Genomic DNA, 18,990 nt, shown 5'->3' with positions numbered 1-18,990 from the left:
CGTGGTCGAAGCCTGCAGGCCGAGCTTTTCCTTGATCCAGCCGAGCGCGGAGCTGCCCAGGCCGCTGATCGTCTCCTTCAGCGCGCTGTAGCGGCTCTTGATGCCTTCGACGAGCCCCGACACCACGCTGGCGCCGACTTCCTGGAAGCGTGTGCCGAGGTCGCCGAACCAGTCGCCGATGCCGCCGATCGAGGTCTTTACCCACTCGACGGTGGCGTCCCATTTCGCGGTGATCCAGTCGCCGGCCGCGCCGAACGCGTCCTTGATGGTTTCCCACAGCGCGATGAACATCGGGCCGAGCGTGTCCCAGTGCTGCCAGACGTAGATGGCGGCCCCCGCGATCACGCCGATCACGAACATCAGCGGATTCGCCAGCGCGAGCCGGCCGAGCACCATGAATGCCTGCCCGACGAGCCTGAGCGCACCGACCATCGACGTCGCGAAGCGGAGCACGTTCACCGACCCGAGCACGTTGCCGAAAACGCTCGCCAGCGTGCCCACGACCGTGAGTACGCCGCCCAGCCCTGCGAAAGCCGTGGCGAGGATGCGGGTGGCCGTGCCGTGTTCGCGCACGAACTTCACGATCTTCTCGAGTACGGTGGCGGTGACGTCCAGTGCCGCGTTGTACATCGGCGTGATCTTCTCGCCGATCTCGAGCTTCAGGTCGCGCAAATGCGCGAGGACGATGAGCTCGCGGCCCGCGGTCGAATCCGCGGCTTTCGCCCGCATGCCGGTGATGCCGTCGGCGGCGGCGCTCTGCCGCTCGGTGTCGTGGATCTGCTCGCGCTGGTCGTACATCGTCGTGAGCAGGTTCCCCGCGGCCTTGTCGGGGAACAGTTTCGCCAGCTCGGCCTTGACCTTGTCGGGGCTCGTGATCCCCTTGGCGGCGAGCTTCGGCAGCAGCACCTTTTCGAGCCATTCGAACGGCGACGCCTGCAGCATGGCGCTGCCCGTCAGCGCGCCGGGCTTGAGCCCGGTGATCGCGCCGTTCGTCTTGTGCTGGACCAGCTTCGGATCGACCAGGCCGAGCGCCATCATCCGCTGCGCGGCGGCCCCGGCCGCCTTGCCCTGGAGTGTGCTGCCGTTCAACGCCGCGAGGCCTGCTCCGGCCGACTTTCCGCCCAGCTTCTCGATGATCGGCTGCATCTGGTAATAGAACGCGTCGGTGCGCAACTTCTTGGCTGCAGCGCCACCCGATTCGGCAAAATTGTTCCACTCGTCGCTGCTGACCTTGCCGCCGGTCGCCGTCTGCATCTTCTGCACGATGTTCGCTTCGGCGAGGACCGCCGCGTCATCCTTCGTGCCGCCGCGCAGGTCGATCACCTTCACCATGCCCATGAACTGGTCGACGTTCTTCTTCGCGTCTTCCTTGCCGAACAGCGCCTCGTTCGCGAATTTCATGGCCTCGAGCACCGGCATGGCGACCCGTGCGCGTTGCTCGTCGCCGCCCACCGCCGACAGCGACTCGCGCATCAGGCTCAGGTTGTCGATGGTCGACAGGCCATAGGCCTGCTGCGCGCGCGCGAACTTCACCGCATCGGCCGACGCACCCGCCGCGCGCATGCGCAGCGTTTCGCTCTCGGCCTGCTTCGCGGCGTCGAGCGGATCGGACAGCATGCCGAGCATATCCTTGCCGACGCCTTTGACGGCCTTGCCGCGTTCCGCCCACTTCTCGCCGGTGCCGCGCAGCGCGTCGATCCTGGCGCGCCGGGCGTCGGCTTGCTGCTGGCGCTGGGCGTCGTACCCGCGTACCCCCGCGTCGATCATCGACGCACGCGACGCCATCGTCGCGCGCAGGTTGCGCTCGTCCCGCGACAGGTTGCGCGTGTCGATGCCCGCGCCGGCGAGCTGGGTGCGCACGGCTTGTACACGGCCGGCCTGGTAGTGGTGCGCGGACGCCAGGTTCTCGGCCGCGCGTTGCGCCTTGTTGAAGTCGCTGATCATCTGTTGCGACGGCGAGCGGGTCGCGCGCAGCGACTGGGCAAGCGTGTCGACGCGCGCGCGTGCCGCCGAGAGATCCGATGCCGTATTGGCGAGGCCCTTGCGCATCTCGCGAAACTCGCCGATGCGCTTCTGCGTCTTCGCCATGTCATCCAGCTCGCGGCGGGTGGCCCGCAGCGAATCGGCCAGCCCCTTGTTGCCGGTCAGCATCATTTGCAGGGGCTTCGTCATGTTGTCGACCATGTCGAACATGACGCGCAGTTTCGTGGTGTTGTCCATCGTCGATCGTTTCGCTCATTGGGCGCCGGCGCGTACTCGTGCGCGTTCGCGCCAGTCCATCAGCTCGGCCAGGCTGAAGGCATCCATCACGGGCGGTGTCCAGCCGAACACCGTCGCGATGTCTGCCATCGGGTCTTCTACGCGGTCTGGGAGGCCAGTCGGGATTTCACGGCCTTCGGCATCAAAAAACCGGCGAAGATGCCTCCCAGCTGCACGAGGTCGGCGGGGTCGATGCCGGCGACGTCGGCTTCGGTCAGCATCGGCGAGCTGATGCGCGGCAGTACTTTCGACAGCGCGACGACGTCGAGGCTGACGAGGTCGGACAGCGACACGCCGCGCAGCTCGCCCGATTTCGGCTTGCGCAGCGTGATCGACGTGATCGTCTGGTTGCCGCGCACGAGCGGCGTGTCGAGCGTGTGGGTGGCGGGATCGTCCTGGTCGGGCGCCGCGATCGCGGTGACGGCGGACGCATCGGCCTGCGAGTCGTTCGCGGCCGGGTCGGGTTGCATCGGGTTCATGGTGGTCCTGTCGGTGATCTGTCGGGGGGAAGTGCGGGGGCAGGCCCGGCCGGCGTAACCGGCCGGGCGGCGGATTACAGGCCGATCGCGTTGCGCAGCGCCGCGAACAGGTCGTTGCCGTTGACCTTCTCGATCATGTTGACGAAGTCGATCTCGATCACGTCCTGGCCGTTCACGGACAGCTTGTAGTAGCTGGCGACGGTCGTGACCTTGAACGCGGTGTCTTCCTTCGACTTCGCGGTGCCCGGGTCGATTTCGCTGTGGCGGCCGCGGATGACGATCTCGATCGCGTCGACGTTGGTCGAATCCTCGGACTGGTAGCCGCCGGCGAAGCGCAGCAGCACGCCGTCGTGCTTCGTGATCGCGTATTGGCCGAGCACGGAGCGCATGAAGCCGCCGCAGGTCCATTCGAGCTGGATCCCTTCCTGCCCGAAGTCGACCTTGATCGGGCCGCTCATGCCGCCGCCCTGGTAGTCCTCCATCTTGCGCGTGAGCTTCGGCAGCGTGACTTCGACAACCTGGCCGACGAAGTTCTCGCCGTTCTGGAACAGGTTGAATCCCTTGAGTTTGCGAGGCATACCCATCGTGTTTGACTCCTGGTGAGGCCGGTCGTTACGCGCTCACGCGCGCGGCGAAATCGGCGAGGTAACGGTCGGTGATGCGCTGGCGCAGCATCAGGTTTTCGAGCGGCGGAACCGGCGTGTATTCGTAGTCGAGATACGCCTTGCCGGACTTCAGCACGTCGGTCGTGTTCGGCTCCGGGTCGTACCAGGCCGAGCCGCCGATCAGGTAGCCCTGCGAGATCCATTCGCGGAACTTGGCGTTGATGGTCTCGATGATGTCGCGCGGCAGCGACGGGTTGAGCGGGCCGTCGATGATGGCCATCTGCGCTTCGGCGATCGAATCGGCGATGACCTGCGCGGTGCGCGTGTAGTTCTCGAACGCGAACAGCGGATCGTCCGAGCACGTGCGCGAACCCCAGAAGCGGAAGCCGTTGCGGTTCACGAGCGTCGTCACGTCCTGCTCGTTGAGGAAGCCTGCGTCCGTCGCCGGATCCTGCAGGTCCCACGACACGTCGGCGCTGATGCCCGTGACGCTGTTCACGCCGACGTTCGACAGCGTCTTGTGCCAGCCCGTGTCGTTGTCGATCTTCGCGCGCAGGCCGGCCGCATACGCGGTGGCCGGCACGACGACGGTCTTGTTGGTCGTGTCGTCCCACGCGAGGAAGTCCGGCCAGACGACCATCAGTTCGCGCTGGCTGAACTGCTTGCGATAGGCGACGGCTTCTTCCTTCGTCTTGCAGCCGTTGGCCGACACGTATGCGAATGCGCGCAGCGACTGCGCGATCGACGCGAGCGCCGCGGCGACGGGTTGCGTGTCGAGGCCCGGCGTCGCGAGGATGCGCGGCTTCACGCCGAAGCGCGCCTGTGCGCCGAGCAGCGCCTTCATGCCCGTGTACTTGCCGTCGGCCGTGACGGTGCCGATCACGTTGGTTGCCGTCTCGGCGGCGTCCTTGCCTTCGGCGACGCGCACGACGATCGTGACGGGCTTGGTCTGCCGGCCGATCGCGTCGAGCGTGCGGCGCAGCGTGCCTTTGGTGCCGGCCTTGCCGAGCGCGGCAACGACATTGGTCAGCAGGACGGGCGTGTCGAGCGGGAATGCGGTGGCGTCGGCGTCGGATGCGGTGCAGACGATGCCGACGACGGCCGTCGACACGGTGCGGATCGGGCGCGAGCCCTCGTTGATTTCGATGACGCGTACGCCGTGGTGATAATCCTGCGGCATGGTGTGTGGCTCCTGTGTGTGCAGATCAGATGAAAGAGGACGGGAGAAATCCCGTGCGGATCAGGCCGCGGGGTCCGCGACCGGAACTGCAGGTGCGCTTGGTTCGTCGGGCTGGGGTTGCGGGTCCGGCTGCGGCTGCGGCTGCGGCGTCGGCTTCGATTCCGGTTCCGGCTGCGGCTTCGTTTCCGGCTGCGGAGGCGGAGGCGGTACGTATGGCGCCGGCGTAGTCGGCCACGTCACCGAATCGGGGAACGTGTCGGCCTGGATGACCGAAACGAGTGCCATCTGGTAGGCCGACCAGGCCTTGAAGTAGTAGATGCCTTCGTCATCGAGCAGGCCGGCTGCGTAGGCGTCGGCCTTGCCGGCGTTGGCCTTGCGTGCGGCTTCCAGCCGGCGCTCGAACTCGGCCATCGCGGCGTCGCGTTTCTCGCGCTCGAGCAGCTCGGCCGGGATCGCCCATGCGCCGTTGATCCATGCGTGGCGCGGAGACGGTTGCGGTTCGGTCGTGAGGCCGAGTTCGTCGGGTGTCTTGCCAGCTGTCGCGATTTCGACTGCTTCGCCCGTGTCGGTGCGATAGCAAAGGCGGCCACGGAAGTCCGGCAGCAGCGTCCACGCGTTGTCGCGATAGAACGGCCAGGTCGTCGGCGTGCGCGCCGGCGGCGCGTCGAACGTCGCCCATGACGGCACGAGCCAGCGTTCGGGGTTGCGCGGATCGGCGTCGGGCTGGCCGCTGCTCAGGTATTCGCCGGTCGACTGGTTGTAGTGGTGGATCAGCATGTTTCGGGGTCCAGGTTAATAAGCACGGATCAACGCGAGCAGCGCGACGTTGCGCGAACGCGATTCATTGGCGCCGTCGAGGTTGACGGTGATGGCGTGGCTGTGGCGACCGGAGCCGCCGATGCCAACGTTGTGGCCGTGGTTGCCGGCTTCGCTCAACCAGATGCCGGTACCTGCGCCCTCGGTGCCGTGCATGTCCTGCCGGTCCCAGTTGTACGGGCCCCAGCCCTGGCCGTAGGAGGTGGCGACGACGCCGACCCGACCCATCCGGACACCGTGTGCGTGGCCGGGGTCATTGACGCCGTGGCCGTGCTGTCCCTGCCCGTCGGTCCAGGCCGAGTGCGCGTGATCGCCGACTTCGGCCGCGCTGGCGCCGTGGCCGTGCGAGCGGTTCGCGCTGTCCTGCCACGAGCCGAGGATGCGGTTGGTGTCGACGCCGCGGGCGTCGTCCCAGCACCGGATGAATTCGCCGCGCAGCTCCGGCAGGCGGAAGGTCGTCGAGCCGTCGCCGGACGAGAAACAACCCCATCGCTGGTTGCGCCATTCATCGTCCGAGACGAGCGTGCCGCTGGCCTGCGCATAGGCCCAAAGCGCGGGGTAGTCGGCACGATTGACGAGCACGCCGTTCGCTTTCAGGAACCCGGCGCGCGGCAGCGTGCGCGGCTCGAAAACGATCTGGCCGACGGTCGCCGTCGAGAGGGCGGCCAGCACCCATTCGGTCGTGGCCAGCGCCTTCGACCGATCGCCCGTCGCGGGTGTCGGGCCTTGCACGGGTGTCTGGAAGACCGTTCCGTCCGGCGTGAACGAACCCTGCGGAATCCCGTTGCAGGTCACGCCGAACGAACCGTCGTTGATGTGGTACAGGCCCGTATCTGGTTTGCCGTCGTTGATGAACGTAATGCCGGGCGCAGATGGCGTGCCTTCCGCTGCGAGAATCTGTGCGCCGGCCGACATCGCGAAGCCGGTCGACTGGATCGGATTCGGGAGGTTGCCGGTGTGCCATACCGGTTTGCTGTCTACCCGGAAAGTTCGGTCTTCCGTGAAATACTGGAATGCGCCAGAATTACCTCCCCACCAGCCAACCGATCCGGCGTTGCCGTAGATATATCCAGCGGCGGAGCCGAGCCTGATGTGCGCTTCGGCAGTGCTCGTCCCGACGAAAAGTTCGCCGCCGATGTAGGTCATTGCCCCGCTGCCATTGATCCGGACCGTCCCGTCGGCGAGCGTCCAGGCGAACGGACGGAGATCATTCCACTGACCTTCCGCATCGCCCTTGTTCGTCGACAGCAGATACACGTTCGTGCCGTCGTTGCGCAGGAGGGCGCCGTAGTCGTTGGAGATCGCGCGGAAATGCGCACCGTTGGCGTCCATTTCGCGCGAGGTCAACCCACCCTTGAACGTGGCATTTCCTCCGACCTGGATCACGTTCCGGCCGTCGTCGCCGATGTCGCCGACGGTCAGGCGCTTGGTCACGCTCACGGTTCCCGTGTCGCGTCGAATGAACAGGCGTCGCGTTTGGTTGCCGCTGTCGTCAAACGAATTGATGCCGAAGTGGGAACCAGCATTGCCGACGCCCTCTGCCGAATCTTCCTTGTACACCGTCCAGCGCACTTTTGAGGAATCCGGATTGGTGAGGAACAGGGTCGCGTAGCCCGTGCCAGAACCCGCCGCCTGAATCGATGATGCCGTGGAATAGAGCGTTCCCGACACCTTGGCGTTGCCTGCGACCTGCAGCGTCGTGTTGCCGTCGTCCACGCTGCCATTGCCGACCAGCACCCGGCCGCCGGACGTGATGCGCAGGGCGCGCGCCTGGTTCGTATCGGTCTCGGCGTCGTTACCGGTCTTGTTGACCCACAGATCGACGTACTCGCGTCCCCACGCCCCGTTGTCGAAGCCCGCCCGAACCGTCGCGACCAGGCGCGTCCCGATATCGGCGTGGTTGCCGCCGAACGTGCCGTGCAGGCGCACGCGGCTTTCCCGGCCGTTCTTGCCGGTCGGCGGACGAATCGTGACGTGCGCGCTGTCCGGACCTGCATCGAACTCGGTGAAGACCGGGCCGGTGAACTTCGCCCCGGTCAATGCCGCGTATCGCGACGCGGCGGTTTTCGGCGTCACTGCGCGTGTATCGTCCGCACCGGCGTTCACTTCCGCCTGTGTCGCCAGCTCGACCACGCCTTGCCGCTCGGTGGTCGCCGGCGGATTGAGGAACGATGCATCGCCGAACACGAGTTGTGTCGCGTCAATCGTCGCGAACTGCAGGTCGGACGACAGCAGCAGCATCGCGACCGGTGATTTCTCCATGATCGGCGTCGCCTGGCCATAACTGGCCAGCAGCACGCCGTTCTCGAGGTAGAGGCCGAACCCATACAGCGAATACTGGTCTGCGGTGTCGTCCTTCAGCGTCGTGTGAATCGTGTCCGGCGCGACGTTGGCGCCGCCGAAGGACTTGATCCGCTTCAGCTCGTTCGGCAGCTTCGTGAGCCCCTTGTCGGCGACGAACGGCGCGTTCGCCAGGCCGATTTCCACGACCTGGTGGGCATTCGTGCCGCCGTTGCCGGCGGCGACGAGCGCGGCACGGCCGGTGTCGGTGATGATGATCTGGGTTGCCATGTGCGATCAGTAGTCGGTGAGGTTCAGGCGGCGATAGGCCGCCACGCGCGCGGCGGCGCCGACCGGTTGTCGGCCCCGCATCTCGAAGCCCTGCGTGAACGTGTAGTGCGCCCGTACCGGCTTGGTCCGGTCGATTTCCGCGAGGATGTCGGCGACGTATTCGGCGGTCGGCGGTTTGCCTTCCTGGCCGCTGACCGTCATCACGAGGTCGAACGTGCCGGGCCGGCCCGGCGGGCGCTGCTCGAACCATTCACGCAGGACGATGTTTCCGCCGAAGGCCGCGACGACTTCGCGCACCGCGGCGGCGGTGCCCTTGCGGCGGGCGATCGGAATCGCCTGGCTGACCCGCGCGCGCTTCACGTACTCGGGCCAGTAATCCTTCCAGGCATCGACGCCGAGGTGCCACGCGAGCCACGGCAGCAGGTCGGACCGGATCGCGTCCGGATTCATCAGCGTCGCGAGCGGCGTCGGCACGTCGTCGATACGCGCGTTCGTCGTGGCGAGCCGGCGTTCGAGCCGCGTCGCGTTCGGCGGAAGGACATCAGTCATTGCTGTACACCCCGCCGTCGATCAGCTCGATCCCGGTGCAGTAGGGCGCCTGCTGCTTGGTCGCCGGCAGGCCGGCGAGCGGGCTCTCGAGGATCACCTTCTGCACGCCGGCCGCGCGGGCGGCCGCGTAGATCCCGTCGAGCGTGACTTCCATCCCGAGGCGGTGCATGGATTCGGTGTATTTCTTCATCGCGCGGTTGGCTTCCGCGAGCGCCACCGCGCGATCCGGGCCGGCAAAGAACACGAGCCGCGCGCGCACCTGGTAGCGCAGGATTTCCGCGCCGCGCACCGTGACCTGGTCGGTGAGCGGCCGCACGTCGTCGGCCTGCAGCGCGGCCGCGACCGCGGCGATCAGTGCCGGGTCCGCCGTGCCGTCGCCATCGCGCGCCAGCACCGAGACGAGGACTTCGCACGGGGCCGGGCTGACCGCCGATGCGTCGAGCACACGGCCGTCCGCGTTGCGTGCGTGCGAAACGTACGCGCCTTCGGGGCCGGCGACGGACAGGCTCTGCGGCGCGAGCTGCGTGCGGGCGCGCAGGTCGGTATCGCTTTCCATGACCGCCGCGATGTTGTGTTCCGGATCGGCGGGCGTGATCGTCAGGCGCCGGATGCCGAACAGCGCGGCGAGATGGTCGAGATCCGTGCCGACCGCGTAGGCGAGCATCACGGCGCGCGCGGCGTCGTTCACGCGCTGCCGCAGCACGATCTCGCGATACGCGTTTTCCTGCAGCAGCTTCACGACCGGCTCCGATTCGAGCGCGAGCGTCGCGGCGATCTCGGCCTGTTCACCGGCCGGGTAGAGCGATACGAACCGTGCCTTGCGCGCGGCAAGCAGGGCTTCGTAGTCGATCGCTTCGATGATGTCGGGAGACGGCAACTGCGAGAGGTCGATCGGCGTCACGCTCATGCGGGGCTCCCGTTCGTCATCGGCACGCGGGTCGACACGGCCGTGCCGTTCTCGCCGGTCCAGCCTTCGATGTCGAGATAGACCGACCCGGCTGCCGCGTTCGCGTCGTCCGCGGCGAGCACGACGCGGGTGAGCGTCAGGCGCGGCTCCCAGCGCATGAGCGCCGTCGCGACGGCCGCGTACAGCCGGGTGCGCACGGTGCCGTTGCCGGGTGCGTCGATCAGGTCGGGCAGTTCGGAGCCGAACGTGCGGCGTTTCACGCACGTCGCGAGCGGCGTCGTCACGATCCTGCCGATCGACTGGTAGAAGTGGTCCAGGCCCGAGATCGAGCGGCCGGTGTTCGCGTTCATGCCTTTCATTGCGGTGCGCTCACGAGTTGTCCATCGCCTTGTTCGCGATGCGTGTGATGCGGGAGGCTGATGCCCTGGGATTTCACTTCACGGGTGAAGGTGGCCGCGCCGTCGATCTGCATCGTGGCGCCGCCGCCGGCACCGCCGCTGCCGGTCATGCCGGATTCGAAGGCGAACGGACCCTTGACCGTCATCGCGCCGGTGCAGGTCGTCTGCGGCGCGTCGAACGTGATGCGCTCGGCCTTCACGGTGGCGTCGCGGGTTTGCACGACGACCGATCCCGGCGCGACGACGCGCACGGTCGCGCCGGCGGGCAGCTCGGCCGTGAGCGCATGCGCGGCGTGGTCGTACGTGATGCTCGCGCCGTCGGGGTAGACGCGTGCGTGGGTGTCCGGGCTCGATGCCGGGGCCGGCGCGGCATTCGAATAGACGCCGCGCAGCGCGACGCCCTGCGCCGGATCGCCCATCGGGCAGAGCAGCACGACCTGTTCGCCCGGCGTCGGCGGCAGCCAGTCGCGTGTGCCGCCTGCGGTGCCGGCGACCCACGGAATCCAGTTGGTCTGCAGGCCGCTGCCGTCTGAGTCGGCGTCGCCGACCGAGACGCGGCACAACGCGGCCGCATGGTCGACCGCGAGGATCGTTCCCTTGCGCACCGCGTTGCGTGCCTGCCGTTGAATTTCATTTGCGTCCATGCAGCCATGGTGACGGCCGGGCAGTCAGGGCGCGAGCGATGGCCTGTGTCGTCGCGGCGAGGACAGCGCGCGCCGGATGCCGGCGCGAAGGCGCGCGTCGAGAATCGCAACACCGGTCGGCGTGAGGATGGCGTCGTGCGCCTGGGCGATGTCGTCGTGAGGCTGGAATGCGTGAGCGGATCGACGTCGGAAGGGAAGGAGACAGGGGCGGAGGTGCAGCGGATCGCGTGGCGGTGAAAGGCAGACGGGTGTGTGGCGGCGGGAAGACTCATGGACGGAGCACCGGTGCAGCGGCGGACGGAGGTGCCGCCACGGACGACGCCGTCGACGCTGGCTGATTCGACGGCAATGCGCGAGCTGGCGATCGGCGTTGCGATCGCGGCATGCGGATTCGCCACGGTGGGCGAAACGAGGTGGGCGAAACGAGGTGGGTGAAACGAGGTGGGTGAAACGAGATGGCCGGCTGCGACGCGCAGCCGTTGCAGGGACGATTGAATGCTGCAGAAAACCGCGCACGCGCGGCGCACGGCGTTCGCTCGACCGCACACGGCTACGATGCCGTGTGCGGGAAGGCGGGCTTACCTGATCTGCGGCAGCGCGACCCAGGTCAGCGTGTTGGCCGGATCGACCTGCGTGTCGTCGACGTGGGTGATCACGTGTCTGCCATCGGGCCCGGTCGTGACGTTGACGCTTTCCGTCAGCGCCAGCCGGATCGACAGGTCGACTGCCGCCGGTTCGCGAATGCCGACCTCGAAGATGATGCCGCTCGCGCGCGCTGCAGGGTTCGTCACGAGATCCGGCTGGTTCGCGCGTGCCCATTCGACCAGCGCGACGAACACGGGATCCGTGTCGCCGGAGAAATTCGTCGCGAGCACGTGGGCCGTGTACCGGTATTCGAACGACGGCGTGAGCGTGCCGGTCGTCGCGATCGACCCTTGCTCGACGAGCACGGTCAGCGCGCCCGGTTCGGTCCCGAGCGACGGGATCGCGGCGACGAGCGCCCGCCGCAGGCTGTCCGGCTTAATCATGCGGATGCGCTCCGTGGTTGGTTGCGGGCGAGCCGGCCTGGCACGCCGCGATCATGTCGACTTGCGCTGCGCAGGTCGCCCACGCAGCCTTCGCGAGCGTGAGCGCGGCATCGAGCTCACCGTTGGTGCGGGGCGCGAGCATCGGCAGCGTGCACGGGCTCACCGTCTGGCACGTATTCGACGTAAGCGTCGGCGCCGGTGAGAGCGGGATTGGCTTGCAGGCGGACAACGTCGTCAGGCAGACGAGTGCCAGCCCAGGCGCGAAGCGCGGCGTTTTCATCGGTCAATCTCCGGTTTTCAAGTCGAGTGGCGTCGAGCTTCGATGCGATCGCGGCCTGCGAACGGTCGAGCCGGGCCTGCTGTCGTGCGCGTTCGGCGGCGTCCTGCCGCATGCGCAAAATGATGTCGTCGCGCCCGGCAAGCGCCTGTCGTGCGTCGACGAGTTGCTGCCGCGCGGAGCCGAGGTCGGCGCGCAGCGCATGCAGGTACAGCGCCGCGGCGGCGCACGCGGCAAGCGCGGCGACGCAGACGGCGAATTTCACGGCGAGCCCGTTCATGCCGCAGGCGTGGCGCCGGCTGATGCAGATCCGCTCGGCGTCGACGCGGCCGGTTGCGACGCATAGCGGTCGTAGGCGCGCGCGAGCTTGACGTCGTAGAGGTTCGCCGCGTAGTCGGGGCCGTTGTACGCGCGTGCGAATGCGGCCCACTGGCGGGCGGCGAGCGCGCGGCGCAGCGCGTTGTCGGCCGCGATGTAACGGACGAATGCGTCGAGGTGCTGGGCTTCGCCGCTTTCCATGCACGCGACGAATTCGTCGATGCCGGCATAGCCGAGGCGTTCCCAGTGATAGCCCATCACCTGGAACGCGCCCCAGCTCGCGGATTCCCATGCGGCCCCGGCATCGATCGACTCGGCCAGCGCGAGGCGCGTGTATTCCGCGGCGCTGCCGCGATAGCCGCCACGTGTGCGCGACACGATGTCCGGCTGCCGCGCCGCGAACGGCTCAGGATCGATGCCGCGTGCCTGCAGCCGCTTCCAGAACACGTGGCGTTCGAACAGGATCACGGGCCGGCCGTCGGGCAGGAACCCGGCGCCGCGCGATTCGACTTCATTGACCGCGCGAACGCACGCGAGCGGTACGTCGAGCGTGCATGCGGCGCGTTCGAGATCGGCGAGCGCGAGGTGTTTCGGGTCGCGCTGGCCGGTGGCCAGCGCGGCACAGGTCTTCGGGCCGGCAATGCCGTCGTCGACGAGGCCGGTCCTCCGTTGCAGCGCGACGACGGCGGCTTCGGTCGCCGCGTCATAGAGGTGCGTGACCTGCACCGGATAGCCGGCGCGGATCAGCCGGCGTTGCAGCAGGCCGACGTCGTCGCCGTGGTCGCCGAGGCGGCGGGTCTTCATGATTCATTCACTCCTGAGCAGGCGTGCGACGTTGCCGCGCGTGCCGCAGACGGACATCGCCAGCAGGACGGCGGTGGCCGCTTCGAAGAAGCCGACGGAGCCGGCATGCAGCAGCAATTCGATCGATGCGCCGCCGGCGACAGCCACGACGATCCAGGCGAACCAGGACGCGCGATGCCGGTGCCGCGCGCCGTTGCGCCGGTAGGTGAGCACGCGCACGAGCACGGCGACGTGGGCGCAGAGCGCGATCAGCACGAGCGGGAGCGGCATGTCATCCCCCCTTGCGGAACAGCGCGAGCAGATCCAGCGTCTTGACCCGTTCGATGAGTTGCAGCGTGACGGCGATGACGAGCGCGGCCGCGAAGAACGCGGCGACGCCCGTCGAATGGATCGGGGTGGCGCCGACGATTTCCGGTGCGGCGAGATAGCCCATCACGAGCGAGATCAGCAGGTACGCGGCGCGCCGTGCGACGCCGATTTCCTTCGACGTGACGACCACGAGCGCGGCGCCCGTGAACGCGCCGATCAGCGCGTTGCCGTCGATACCGGGCGCGAGCCCGGCGACGCCGATCGCGGCGGACAGCATCGCGGCGGTAGTGAGGTTCGGTTCGGCCATGCAGGCGATTCCAGGGTCAGTCAAACAGTTGCAGCAACGGCCGTGCGCGCGTGGCGGTGTCGAGCGGCGGCAAATGGACGGGCGTGTCGGCCGGCAGCACGACGCCGAGGCTGGCGAGCCCGGTGTTGGCTTCGAGCACGGTTTCGACGGTGCCGTCCGTGCGGCCGTAATGGCGCCAGCACAGCGCGTCGACCGTGTCGCCCTGCAAGGTGCGCACGATCATGGCCGGCGCTCCCGATGCGGGAGAGCGACGCAGTCGCCGGCCGGCGGGTGGTGGAGGCATGTCGATGTCGTGCTGCTTGCCATGGCGAGGTCCCGGGCGGTGAGGCAGTGAAGATGGTTCCCATGGTCGAGCTTCGCCGGGCGGGCTTCAACGATGCGCATGCGTGGCCTGCGTGGAGACGCAACGCGGCGCGTGTCGGGACGTGCATCGCGTCTTACGCTTTCCGGGGTGGTGCTTGATGATGACGGGCGCGCACGGCGTGGGCCGTGCAGCCGGATTGCAGCCTGCGTGAGCCGGGGCGGCCTTGATCGATCTTGTGCAGCCTTGGTTTTGCGCTGTGCGAGGCGCGCCGGGCCTTGCCGGGCAAGGGCGGGGCGAACGTAGGTAAAACTCCGAAGGCAGGGGTTGCTGGTTCGATCCCAGCATGAGCGGTCGCCGCCGCTTGGCGATGCGGACCGGACGTGCCGGTGCCTCGTCGTTGTGCGAGAATCGCCCGCAACGACAACTCCAAGCGTCGATCGCGGCGGCCGTCCGCGCATCGCGCCGACTCCCGATGACTGCCATCCCGTCTCCCTCGACCGCAGTCGATGCCCGTGCGCTGACCGATGCGCAGCAGGCGCTGCTCGCGCGTCTGCACGCGTATTCCCCCGACGATCCGAACGCGCCGCTGCCGTACAGCCGGCGCCTTGCCGAAGCCGAAGGCTGGTCGCATGCGCACGCGCTGGCGGTGATCGACGAATACAAGCGCTTCGCGTTTCTCGCGCAGGCAGCCGGACACCCGGTCACGCCGTCGGTCGCGGTCGATGCCGCGTGGCATTTCCATCTGCAGTACACGCTCGAATACTGGGACGTCTTCTGCGCCGGCGTGCTGCGCGCGCGGCTGCATCACATGCCCGGCACGGGCGCGCCGGACGAGGCCGCCGTGTACGCGCAGCGTTACCGCGACACGCTGGACAGCTATCGCCGGCTGTTCGGCTGCGAGCCGCCCGAGTCGATCTGGCCGTCGCCCGCCGGCATGCGTGACGCATCCGGATCGCCGCAGCCGGAACCTTCAACCGCGAGCGTGGCCGGGAATGCGGATTCGCCGGCCGCCCCGCCCGCAGGCAGGACCTGGCGCGACCGGTTGCCGAAACTCGCATGGCCGGCAGCCGCCGCAAGTGTCGCCGCGACCTGCGCATCGGCGCAGGACTTCAACGTGCTGAACTACACGGGGCCGCAATTTCTCGCGTTCTATGTGCCGGCATGCGTCGTCGCGTTGTTGCTGATCGTGGTGCTTCAGGGTATCGAGTTCCGGCGCCGCCGCTGGGGCGGGCGCACGCGCAAGGCGTCGGTCGACCTGAGCACCGACGAAGTCGCCTATCTCACCGGCGGCGAAGCACGGGTCGCCCAGGTCGTGACGATGTCGCTCGCGCATGCGGGCGCGGTCGACCTGTGGACGGTCCCCGGACAGGGCGGCTACGTGCAGATTGCCGACCCGGATTGCGCGGGCCGCCATGACGACCACTGCGCGTGGCTCAAGGAGCGGCCGTCCGGCACCGTGCGTTACGACGTGTTTCGCGAGCGGCTCGCCGGGTATGCGCAGGAGGTCGTCGACGGGATGCGCGCGCAGGGCTGGCTCTGGGCACCCGGCGAGATGCGCGCGTCGCGCCTGGCCGCGCGCGCGATCGTGCTGCTCGTGCTGGGCACGGGTGCCGCGAAACTCGCAGTCGGCCTGAGCCGCGGGCGGCCCGTGCTGCTGCTCGCCGTCTGCATGGCGGTGTTCGCGGTCGCGTACCGGATCGTCGCGCGGCGGCTGACCGGCTTCGGACGGGGCGGCGCGACGGCCGCCGGGCGGGCCGCGCGGCTCGCGCGCCGGATCGCGCACGATCCGCGGGCCGCGCGAAACCCGCGACCCGCGCCCGATACGCAGGCAGCGCATCAGACGCAGGATCGCGAACGCGGCGATCCGGACCCGTTGCTGTGGACTGCGGCGCTGTTCGGCACGGCCGCGCTGGCCGGCACCGCATGGTCGGCGTATTCGCAAACCGTGCAGGCCGCGTCGCGGATCTCAACGCTCGCCGCCGCGAAAGCGGGCAGCGGCAGTGCGTTCGATGCGTCGGACAGCAGTGGCTCGTCGTCGAGCTGCAGTTCGTCGAGTTCGTGCAGTTCCAGCTCGTGCAGTTCGAGCAGCTGCGGCGGGTGTTCGTCGAGTAATTGAGCGGGCGCAGAGGAACGGGGAGGCCGCGCACTGTCAGGGCGCGGCTGACGGAGCGCGTCGGCCGGATCGACGCGACGATTCCGTCGATGCCCGAGCGTTGCGATGAAAAGTCGGGCACGAACACTCGAGCGCCGAATGATGCGCGCGCCAGCCATCGGCCCTGACGGCAAGTCCACGTCGACACGTGGTGCATCCGGGCGCGCGGACGCGGGACCGCACCCAACCCCATCACCGGAACAGAAGCCAGAACGCCGTTCTTCTCCGTGGCCGGTTGCCGTCGCGGGTTTTCTATACTGCATCGTCCATGCTCGCGGCCGATGTGCCGCGACGTTTCTCACCGCCGTACCGAGCGGCCCGGCACCGAGCCGCCGCACCGGCAAACTTGCGACCGCGAATGAACGTTACGACCTCCGACGATTGTATTGGCGTGCTGTCCGACCATCCGTGGGCGAAGCATTTCATCGTATTGGGCTACCGGGATGGCGCCCTTTCGACGATTCCGAACAACTTCTTCCGCGACTGGCTCGATGAAGAGGCGCAGGTCGGTACTTTTCATATCGGCCGTTGCTCGGGACTCGGTGTGGGCTCGCTCGTGAAGTACGACCAGGGCCATCAGAAGCTCGTGATCGGCAAGAACGTGGCCGGCGGAATGCGCCTGCGATTCCTGCTGAACGGTCAGCACGAGATGCGCACCATTTCCACGAGCATGTTCAGTATCTACGGCAACGGCCTCACCAATGCGCCGATGCCGCAATACGCGGATACCGTGATCCACAACGACGTATGGATCGGCGATGAAGCGCTGTTTCTCGGCGGCAGCCAGATCGAGAGCGGATGCGTGATCGGCGCACGGGCTGTCATTCCGCCGAATTTCCGCACCGAGGCGTACGGAATTTATGTCGGTTCGCCGGCCCGTCTGGTGCGCTTCCGCTTCACGGAGAAAGTGCGCGAACGGCTGCTGCAGCTCGCGTGGTGGGACATGCCGCTCGATTGGATCAAGCAGAACAACGACGCATTTCTGGTCGATCTCACCGCCGACGAAGGGCGGGCGCTCGACACGCTCGCTGCGCTCCAGGAAGCCAAGGACCGTGCCGTCAGCCAGTCCGGGCAATCTGCCGCCGTACCGACGCCCGTCTGACCGTCCGTTCGCGCTGCGCGTTGCGTAGCGCCGCATGACATGACACCTGCTTCCGACGAATCTGCGCTGGTTCAACCCGCCGCGACGCTGTGCCAGAACGGACAGTTTGCCGATGCACTGTCGCTCGTCGCGCCGCTACTCGACCGGCCGGCGCCGGCCTTCGCGGCGCTGCACGTCGCGGCCGTCTGCGCGCTCGGCCTGAACCGGCTGGCCGACGCGGAAGCCTGGTGGCGGCGCGCGATCGACGTGATGCCGACGTTCGAGCCGCCGTACGACGGCCTCGGCGCGCTGCTTGTATCGCAAGGCCGCCTGCCGGACGCCGAGGCGCTCCTGCGCCGGCAGCTCGCGTCCGTCACGCCGTTGCGGGCGTCGCATCATCATCGATTCGGGAAGGTGCTCGAAGCGCTTGGCCGACTCGACGAGGCCGAACAGGCGCTCGGGCAAGCGCTGCTGATCGAGCCGCAGTCGGCCCACGTGCTGACCGATCTCGGCAACCTGCTGCGCGTCCTCGGCCGGCAGGCCGAGGCGGAACTGGCGTACCGACTCGCAATTGCCGTGCGCGCCGACGACGTGCTCGCGCACGCCAATCTCGGTGCGATCCTCGTCGACATGCAGCGGTTGCCCGAAGCGGAAGCGGCCAGCCGCCAGGCGCTCGCGCTGTGCCCGGATCACCCGGAGGCGCACTACAACCTCGGCGTCACGTTGCAGAATCTCGATCGCCTGCCGGAAGCGGAAGCGGCCTATCGCGATGCGGTCCGATGCCGGCCCGGCCTGCCGCAGCCGCACAACAATCTCGGTTGCGTCCTGCGCGCGCAGGGCCGCCACGACGAAGCGATGGCGGTTTTCGCCGATGCGCTGTTGCTCGCGCCGGAGATGGCCGAAGTGCACTACAACCTCGGCACTACGTTCGCGCATGCCGGCCGCCACGACGACGCCGAACGCGCGTACCGTCGCGCGCTCGAACTGCGCGCAGACTATGGCGATGCGCGTTTCGGCCTGGCGACGCTGCTGCTTGGACTGGGCCGGTTCGACGAAGGCTGGCGGCGCTACGAATCGCGCTACGAGCAATCGGCATTCGTGCACCGCCGGACCCGCGAGGTGTTGTCGTGTGCGCAGTGGCAAGGCGAACCGCTCGCCGGCAAGACGCTGCTCGTCTGGCAGGAAGATGGCCTTGGCGACATGCTGCAGTTCAGCCGCTATTTCGCGGAATTCAGGGCGCGGCACGCGGCGCGCGTGGTGTTTGCGTGCCAGCCCGTGCTGCATCGGCTGATGGAGAGGGTCGACGGTGTCGACGCAGTGCTCGATCACGAGGCGGCGACCGCACAGGCGGCGCAGTTCGATTACTGGACGAGCCTGTTGAGCGCGCCGATGCATGCGGGCACGACGCTCGACACGATTCCGCCGCCGGTACAGATCACGCCCGATCCGGCCTGCGTCGTGCGCTGGCGCGCACGCCTCGATGCGCTGCCGGCCGGCCCGCGCGTCGGCCTCGTGTGGAAGGGCAACCCGAAGCATCACAACGACGCGCACCGCTCGCTGCCGTCGCTCGCATTGCTGACACCGCTATGGAGCGTGCCAGGCGTGCATTTCGTGAGCCTGCAGAAAGGTCAGGGCGAGGACGAGGCGCGCCAGCCGCCGGGCGGCCTGCCGCTGCTGCACCTGGGCTCGGAGATCGACGATTTCGCCGATACGGCTGCGATCGTCGCGCAGCTCGATCTCGTGGTGTGCGTCGACACGTCCACCGCGCATCTGGCCGCATCGCTCGGCAAGCCTTGCTGGGTGCTGCTGCCGAATCAGGACGTGGACTGGCGCTGGATGCACGACCGCGACGATTCGCCGTGGTATCCGGGCACGGTGCGGTTGTTCCGGCGCGGGCGTGACGAAAGCTGGATCCAGATGGCTGAACGCTTGCGTGCGGCGTTTGCCGCGCATTTCGCGGCCGCTCGCGTAATGGCGGATGAGGTGGTACGGACCGTCTGAA

General features: G+C 68.0%; 21 protein-coding genes. 3 read left to right on the top strand and 18 right to left on the bottom strand.

What is annotated here, in order from left to right; translation table 11 throughout:
- From G3O06_RS28990 to G3O06_RS28910, 18 genes are all read right to left on the bottom strand, one after another.
- A partial coding sequence (locus G3O06_RS28990; protein ID WP_205818289.1) for a hypothetical protein occupies window positions 1-2,220 on the bottom strand: 2,220 nt, incomplete at its 3' end.
- 15 nt (window positions 2,221-2,235) lie between these two features.
- A complete protein-coding gene (locus G3O06_RS28985; protein WP_006484104.1) occupies window positions 2,236-2,349 on the bottom strand; it encodes a GpE family phage tail protein in 114 nt (37 codons plus the stop codon).
- An 8-nt stretch (window positions 2,350-2,357) separates the two neighbouring features.
- Entirely contained in the window at window positions 2,358-2,729 is a 372-nt protein-coding gene (locus tag G3O06_RS28980) for a phage tail assembly protein (RefSeq protein WP_174916791.1), read from the bottom strand.
- An 83-nt stretch (window positions 2,730-2,812) separates the two neighbouring features.
- Window positions 2,813-3,322 (bottom strand): phage major tail tube protein, encoded by a 510-nt coding sequence (locus G3O06_RS28975; RefSeq protein WP_048251463.1) that lies wholly within the window; start codon window positions 3,320-3,322, stop codon window positions 2,813-2,815.
- A gap of 28 nt (window positions 3,323-3,350) precedes the next feature.
- Window positions 3,351-4,523, bottom strand: coding sequence for a phage tail sheath protein (locus G3O06_RS28970; RefSeq protein WP_205818288.1), 1,173 nt, complete (start codon window positions 4,521-4,523; stop codon window positions 3,351-3,353).
- 60 nt (window positions 4,524-4,583) lie between these two features.
- Window positions 4,584-5,300 carry a tail fiber assembly protein gene (locus G3O06_RS28965; RefSeq protein WP_205818287.1) on the bottom strand — a complete coding sequence of 239 codons (717 nt, stop codon included), beginning with the start codon at window positions 5,298-5,300 and terminating at the stop codon, window positions 4,584-4,586.
- Between the two features lie 15 nt (window positions 5,301-5,315).
- Complete coding sequence (locus tag G3O06_RS28960) at window positions 5,316-7,910, bottom strand: phage tail protein (protein WP_205818286.1); 2,595 nt, start codon at window positions 7,908-7,910, stop codon at window positions 5,316-5,318.
- 6 nt (window positions 7,911-7,916) lie between these two features.
- Window positions 7,917-8,459 carry a phage tail protein I gene (locus G3O06_RS28955; RefSeq protein WP_205818285.1) on the bottom strand — a complete coding sequence of 181 codons (543 nt, stop codon included), beginning with the start codon at window positions 8,457-8,459 and terminating at the stop codon, window positions 7,917-7,919.
- Window positions 8,452-9,366, bottom strand: coding sequence for a baseplate J/gp47 family protein (locus G3O06_RS28950; RefSeq protein ID WP_205818284.1), 915 nt, complete (start codon window positions 9,364-9,366; stop codon window positions 8,452-8,454). The genes G3O06_RS28955 and G3O06_RS28950 overlap by 8 nt, the downstream gene beginning before the upstream one ends.
- Complete coding sequence (locus tag G3O06_RS28945) at window positions 9,363-9,725, bottom strand: GPW/gp25 family protein (RefSeq protein ID WP_174916728.1); 363 nt, start codon at window positions 9,723-9,725, stop codon at window positions 9,363-9,365. The genes G3O06_RS28950 and G3O06_RS28945 overlap by 4 nt, the downstream gene beginning before the upstream one ends.
- A complete protein-coding gene (locus tag G3O06_RS28940) occupies window positions 9,722-10,408 on the bottom strand; it encodes a phage baseplate assembly protein V (protein WP_174916727.1) in 687 nt (228 codons plus the stop codon). The genes G3O06_RS28945 and G3O06_RS28940 overlap by 4 nt, the downstream gene beginning before the upstream one ends.
- Window positions 10,409-10,986: 578 nt before the next feature.
- The gene (locus G3O06_RS28935) at window positions 10,987-11,436 is read right to left on the bottom strand and encodes a phage tail protein (protein WP_205818283.1); all 450 of its coding nucleotides are present in this window, start codon (window positions 11,434-11,436) and stop codon (window positions 10,987-10,989) included.
- Window positions 11,429-11,665 carry an Rz1-like lysis system protein LysC gene (gene lysC / locus G3O06_RS49270; protein ID WP_241020298.1) on the bottom strand — a complete coding sequence of 79 codons (237 nt, stop codon included), beginning with the start codon at window positions 11,663-11,665 and terminating at the stop codon, window positions 11,429-11,431. The genes G3O06_RS28935 and lysC overlap by 8 nt, the downstream gene beginning before the upstream one ends.
- Complete coding sequence (gene lysB / locus G3O06_RS28930; protein ID WP_174916724.1) at window positions 11,553-11,993, bottom strand: Rz-like lysis system protein LysB; 441 nt, start codon at window positions 11,991-11,993, stop codon at window positions 11,553-11,555. The genes lysC and lysB overlap by 113 nt, the downstream gene beginning before the upstream one ends.
- Window positions 11,990-12,835 carry an N-acetylmuramidase family protein gene (locus G3O06_RS28925; protein ID WP_205818282.1) on the bottom strand — a complete coding sequence of 282 codons (846 nt, stop codon included), beginning with the start codon at window positions 12,833-12,835 and terminating at the stop codon, window positions 11,990-11,992. The genes lysB and G3O06_RS28925 overlap by 4 nt, the downstream gene beginning before the upstream one ends.
- A 3-nt stretch (window positions 12,836-12,838) precedes the next feature.
- Window positions 12,839-13,105, bottom strand: a complete 267-nt coding sequence (locus G3O06_RS28920; protein ID WP_089424212.1) for a phage holin family protein — start codon at window positions 13,103-13,105, stop codon at window positions 12,839-12,841.
- A gap of 1 nt (window position 13,106) precedes the next feature.
- The gene (locus G3O06_RS28915) at window positions 13,107-13,451 is read right to left on the bottom strand and encodes a putative holin (protein WP_069246837.1); all 345 of its coding nucleotides are present in this window, start codon (window positions 13,449-13,451) and stop codon (window positions 13,107-13,109) included.
- A 16-nt stretch (window positions 13,452-13,467) separates the two neighbouring features.
- The gene (locus tag G3O06_RS28910) at window positions 13,468-13,674 is read right to left on the bottom strand and encodes a tail protein X (protein WP_174916720.1); all 207 of its coding nucleotides are present in this window, start codon (window positions 13,672-13,674) and stop codon (window positions 13,468-13,470) included.
- Between the two features lie 553 nt (window positions 13,675-14,227).
- Here G3O06_RS28910 and G3O06_RS28905 point away from each other — a divergent pair.
- The 3 genes from G3O06_RS28905 to G3O06_RS28895 all read left to right on the top strand — a co-directional run bounded on the left by G3O06_RS28905 (window position 14,228) and on the right by G3O06_RS28895 (window position 18,989).
- Complete coding sequence (locus G3O06_RS28905; RefSeq protein WP_205818281.1) at window positions 14,228-15,871, top strand: TIGR04222 domain-containing membrane protein; 1,644 nt, start codon at window positions 14,228-14,230, stop codon at window positions 15,869-15,871.
- Between the two features lie 394 nt (window positions 15,872-16,265).
- Complete coding sequence (locus G3O06_RS28900; protein ID WP_205818280.1) at window positions 16,266-17,009, top strand: acetyltransferase; 744 nt, start codon at window positions 16,266-16,268, stop codon at window positions 17,007-17,009.
- A gap of 39 nt (window positions 17,010-17,048) precedes the next feature.
- Window positions 17,049-18,989 carry a tetratricopeptide repeat-containing glycosyltransferase family protein gene (locus tag G3O06_RS28895; RefSeq protein ID WP_205818279.1) on the top strand — a complete coding sequence of 647 codons (1,941 nt, stop codon included), beginning with the start codon at window positions 17,049-17,051 and terminating at the stop codon, window positions 18,987-18,989.
- Window position 18,990 lies beyond the last annotated feature (1 nt).

Origin of the sequence: Burkholderia sp. Ac-20345 (assembly GCF_017104825.1) — a bacterium.
Classification (GTDB): Bacteria; Pseudomonadota; Gammaproteobacteria; order Burkholderiales; family Burkholderiaceae; genus Burkholderia; species Burkholderia lata_B.
This window is presented reverse-complemented; position numbering and strand designations above follow the sequence as displayed.